The sequence below is a fragment of the Methanoculleus sp. UBA413 genome (genome assembly GCF_002502935.1).
Classification (GTDB): Archaea; Halobacteriota; Methanomicrobia; order Methanomicrobiales; family Methanoculleaceae; genus Methanoculleus; species Methanoculleus bourgensis.
Genome location: NZ_DAQR01000026.1, coordinates 1988 through 6299 on the forward strand (window position 1 = coordinate 1988; position 4312 = coordinate 6299).

General features: G+C 63.5%; 5 protein-coding genes. 1 reads left to right on the forward strand and 4 read right to left on the reverse strand.

Annotation, left to right across the window (positions count from 1 at the left end):
* Both BP858_RS02215 and ablB read right to left on the reverse strand, forming a co-directional pair.
* A partial coding sequence (locus BP858_RS02215; RefSeq protein ID WP_286878716.1) for an NAD(P)/FAD-dependent oxidoreductase occupies positions 1 to 197 on the reverse strand: 197 nt, incomplete at its 3' end.
* A gap of 184 nt (positions 198 to 381) precedes the next feature.
* On the reverse strand, positions 382 to 1323 hold the full coding sequence (ablB, locus tag BP858_RS02220; RefSeq protein WP_286878717.1) for a putative beta-lysine N-acetyltransferase: 942 nt from the start codon (positions 1321 to 1323) through the stop codon (positions 382 to 384).
* 198 nt (positions 1324 to 1521) lie between these two features.
* Here ablB and BP858_RS02225 point away from each other — a divergent pair, with 198 nt between their 5' ends.
* Entirely contained in the window at positions 1522 to 2604 is a 1083-nt protein-coding gene (locus BP858_RS02225) for a radical SAM protein (RefSeq protein ID WP_286878719.1), read from the forward strand.
* A 37-nt stretch (positions 2605 to 2641) separates the two neighbouring features.
* Here BP858_RS02225 and BP858_RS02230 read toward each other — a convergent pair whose 3' ends face one another.
* Both BP858_RS02230 and BP858_RS02235 read right to left on the reverse strand, forming a co-directional pair.
* Positions 2642 to 3457: a DUF2795 domain-containing protein gene (locus BP858_RS02230; protein ID WP_014866111.1), complete on the reverse strand. Its 816-nt coding sequence runs from the start codon at positions 3455 to 3457 to the stop codon at positions 2642 to 2644.
* A 193-nt stretch (positions 3458 to 3650) separates the two neighbouring features.
* The coding region (locus BP858_RS02235; RefSeq protein WP_286878720.1) for a DUF2795 domain-containing protein at positions 3651 to 4312 on the reverse strand (662 nt) is incomplete at its 5' end.

A 4312-nucleotide genomic window follows, 5' to 3' on the forward strand; every position in this document is an offset into this window, starting at 1 on the left:
ACCGGCGCAGAGAAGACCCGGTCGAGGAACCTGACCGATTTCTGGCTGAGGCAGCCCCCGCAGACCTTATCCCGGGGATATCTCTGCTTCTCAAGGAGGGCCACCCGGTGCCCGAATCCCCCGAGCAGGTAGGCGGCGGTGCTCCCGGCAGGCCCGCCCCCGACAACGACAACATCATAATCAGGCCGATTCACCATCTTCTTCCCCCTCGGTTGACAGAGTCCGGCACATACCATATCCTTTTCCCCCGGGGGAGGAGGTCGCCGGACCCGAGATCCCGGTGCCACCTCTGCCCCCGCAAAAATCCCTGGAGAAGGATATGCGTCAAAACAGGGTATAATTTTCCCAAAACATTATTTTACGGACTCCGCCTGCCCCGTATCAGCCCTGTGAGGAGGCTGCCTCACAACCGGCAAGCGGCCTGTACCAGACGTTCATGTCCTCAAGAGAACCGCAGATGTTGACGCTGTCGGCAAGCGTTCCTGCGTAGGTATAGCCGGCGCGGGCGAAGGTGATGTTGGCCGGGTATGAGCGGGCCCGGGCGATGGCAAACGCTGTCCGTACCCCAAGCGAGCGTATCTCCCCTTCCATCCGCCGCAGGAGATACCCCGCAAACCCGTGCCCCCGGTAATCAGGCAATGTCGCAAAACCGGTCATCTCCGCGAATTTGCCGCCGGCATCCACTTCCGCCGAGGCAACCGAGGCGATACGGCCGCCCGGTTCACGGATGCAGAAACACCGCAGGCTGCCCTGCATCTTCTGCGCAAGGTAGGCCGGGTCGTGGATGGGGACCGGGTAGGTCTCAAAGACTTCCTGGTAGATCGACGCAAGCGCCGGAGCGTCCTCGGATGTGACAGGGACAGCGGTGAAGCCGGGCTCGATCACCGGGCTTGCCGCACCCTGGCGGGCTTTTGCTCGCGCAACCGAGAGGATCTCATCGATCTCGCCCGCATCACCCGCAGGCGCGTCGAGGTATTTCGCCATGTAGTAGCCGTCCACCTTCCCGCGGAATAACCCGGGGAGGCGCGCTCCGGGCGTGTAGCCGCACGCTACGAAGTGATCGCGGGCCGGGGCCGGGACCCTCGCGAATATCCGGGAGTAGCCCCGGTCTTTTGCGAGCGCGAGAAGCCGGTCGGTGATCCCGGGGAGGTCTGCCTGGTCCAATTGATAGAGGAAAACACGGTCGTTATAGGGGCCATGGTGGATCAGGCTTCGCCCGAGTTTTGCAACGGTGTCGGCATGGGCGCCTTTGCGCGGGCGACGCGATCCCCGGCCGGGCAACCGTCCGGGAGGAGGAAGCGTTTTCTTTGCCGCACGCCGCATTGAGGCGGCCTGGGCACCGGTACGTGGTATATGATTTTTCTGGTCTTGTAGAGAACCGAACATGCTGTTCCCGGGATCATATATATTGCCCACAATATATAATTGACCCGGATATTGCGCCCCCGGACACAATATAGAGAAAAACACTTTCACCCCGCACGCGGCAGGCTCTTCATCCCATGGGCCGATGCTTCCTGCATGTCGATGCAGGAGCAGAAACTCACCCACCTCACCGCCGCCGGGAGGTTTGATATCTGCAGCCCGGGGGAGTGCATCAGGTTCCTCTCGGCCGCGCCCTGCATCACCTACAACCGCCAGGCCGGCGGGTGCGGGCGGATGCTAAAAGTGCTCCTTCACGGGACCTGTTCCTACGACTGCGCCTACTGCGCCATCCGCCTGCAACGGGAGCGACTGAGTTTCTCTCCCGAAGGACTCGCCGCGACCTTCCTCGGCCTCTGGCGGGAGGGGCTCGTCGGCGGACTCTTCCTGAGCTCCGGGATACCGCAGGACGTCGATGAGGTTATGCACGATATCGTGGAGACCGGGGAGATCCTGCGGCAGCGGGGCTACGACGGCTACCTCCACCTGAAGGTCCTCCCGGGCGCAGCCCGGGCTGATATCCATGACGCCGCCCGGGTTGCGAACCGGATCAGCATCAACCTGGAGACGACGTCCCCCGACCGCCTCGGGAGTATCGCCGGGGTGAAGGACTACCGACAGGACATCCTGAAGCGTCAGGCCTGGGTTGCGGAGGAGAAGCCCGGCAGCCACACCACGCAGGTCGTGGTCGGGGCGGCGGATGAGACGGACAGGGAGATCCTCGCCTGTGTCGCCGACCAGTACCGGCGGACCCGCCCTGCCCGGATCTACTTTTCGGCGTTCCGTGCCCTGCCCGGAACCCCCCTGGCATCGCACCCCGACACCCCGGGCTGGCGGGCGCGGCGGTGGTACCAGGCCGACCACCTGCTCAGGGACTACGGGGTCAGCGCCGATGAACTCCGGGCGGCGCTCGATGAGGAGGGATTCTTCGGGAACCGGGACCCAAAAGAAGTCCTTGCAGCCTCCTCAGGGCCGGTGAACGTCAATCTCGCACCGCGCCGCGACCTCCTCCGGGTCCCCGGCATCGGGCCAAAGGGTGCGGACCGGATCCTCGCGATGCGCAGAGAGCGGCCGTTTACCGGGCCCAATGATCTCAAGCGGGCCGGGCTCAGGGGAAAAGCCGCCGGGAGATGTGTCACGTTCGGCGGGCGGGATACCGTTCAGACCAGGCTCTTCCCGTGAGGGGTCGGGTGGGATCGAACCACCGGCAAAAATAGGGTTATCTGACTTTGCCAAACTCTTCGCTTACGTCGGCGGCAGACTGGTAGGTCCGGTCGCTGAACTGCTCAAGCGCGGCGATCACATCCTCAGAGGCGTTCTGCTCCCGCGCGTGGTTGATCAGGTCACCTTTCCCTGCCGGGTATTCCAGCCCCTTGAGGGAGTCTTGCAGGTCAGCCACGGAGAGGCGGGTGGGGGACGGTTCCGGGGCTGCAACAGGACGTTCGGCCTCCACTCCCTCCTCTTCGGCCCTCATCATGGACTCAAGCGTCGGAGCGTGTGCCTCCGTTACCGGCCGCGTCTCCTTGGCCCTGCTCTCCACTTCTTCCGCTTTTATCGGCATCTCCTCGGGGGCAGGCTTCTCCCGCACCTCCACCCGCTCCGTCGTGACGACCTCACGGGGTGGGGGCTCCGTCCGGGTCACAGCCCGCGCCTCTTCCTGGCTCGGGGGACCCATGGGTCGGGTCGACTCGATCAGGTTCCAGTTTGCCTCCCGGGGCCACTCTCCTTCCGTGAAGCCGGGCTCGTTGTCGATTTTATACTTGCTTATATTTACTACAAAAACATCGTCACCTGGTCGGTAGACCATCGCTTCGATAGGGATCGCGAAGAGCTTTGCCCCGAGACCGAACATGCCCCCGGTCCTGAGCACCGCGTACGCCACTCTTCCCGTGGGCAGGCCGACCCGAAGGCTTGAGATCTCACCAAGGTCGTAACCTTCCGGGTTCTTCACCCGCTTCCCCACGATCTCGTCGGACGACATGAACTCCTGCCCGCCCGCCCTCCGTACCTGCTGTTCCAGAACTGTTTCAGCCATTACAACCACCTATCACCTGGTATACTTTCGAAGGTGAATGTCACCTTCACGCAGAGCGGGCGATGCGCATCGAGACTATTTAACATTTCCTGGTTCAGGTATCCGGCTGTCCGTGCAGGTATCTTCGCCGCAGAAAGGGGCATGCGGGGGTAAGCGTTGCCCTGTAACCGCATGCTGTGAGAAACTCACCCCGTCACCTGACGTTGCCGAACTCTTCGCCCACGTCGGCGGCGGACCGGTAGGTCCGATCGCTGAACCGTTCGAGCACTGCAATCACGTCGGCGGCGGCGTTATGCTCCCGTGCATGGCTGATCAGGTCACCTTTCCCCGCAGGGTATTCCAGCCCCCTGAGGGAGACCTGCAGATCGGCAGCGGAGAGGCGGGCGGGAGACAGCGGCCCTGCCCTGACCTCCTCGCTAGCCCACTGCCCCGTCGGCTCTCCTCCCCAGCCGCCCGCGATCGTCTGGACGGCCGGTTCAGGCGGGAGTGTCCGGACCAGGCTCCAGTCCCCCTCCCGCGGCATCGCGTCCCTGGCAAAACCCGGAGCGCTCTCAAGCGTCCGCTTATCCACATCCACGACAAAGACCCTCTCCCCGGGGTGAGTGCGGACCGCCTCCCAGGGAATGGCGAAGTGCTTCTCTCCAAACCCGAGGATCCCGCCGTAGGAGAGGACAGCATAGATGATCCGGCCGCTCTCCCGGTCAATCGCGATATCGGTGAGGTCACCGAGGTCCTCACCCTCAGGGTTCCGTATCCTGGTGTCCCTGATGTCGCTTATGCGCATCAGGGATACTGTCTCTTCCTGTCTCGGCCGGGTCTCCAGCGCCGGCCCTGCCTGTCTCTCAGCCAATCGTA

Bases quoted from the DNA above. Each gene is read 5' to 3' on its own strand.
- ablB (WP_286878717.1), bottom strand. From the start codon at position 1,323: ATGCGGCGTGCGGCAAAGAAAACGCTTCCTCCTCCCGGACGGTTGCCC.
- BP858_RS02225 (WP_286878719.1), top strand. From the start codon at position 1,522: ATGTCGATGCAGGAGCAGAAACTCACCCACCTCACCGCCGCCGGGAGG.
- BP858_RS02230 (WP_014866111.1), bottom strand. From the start codon at position 3,457: ATGGCTGAAACAGTTCTGGAACAGCAGGTACGGAGGGCGGGCGGGCAG.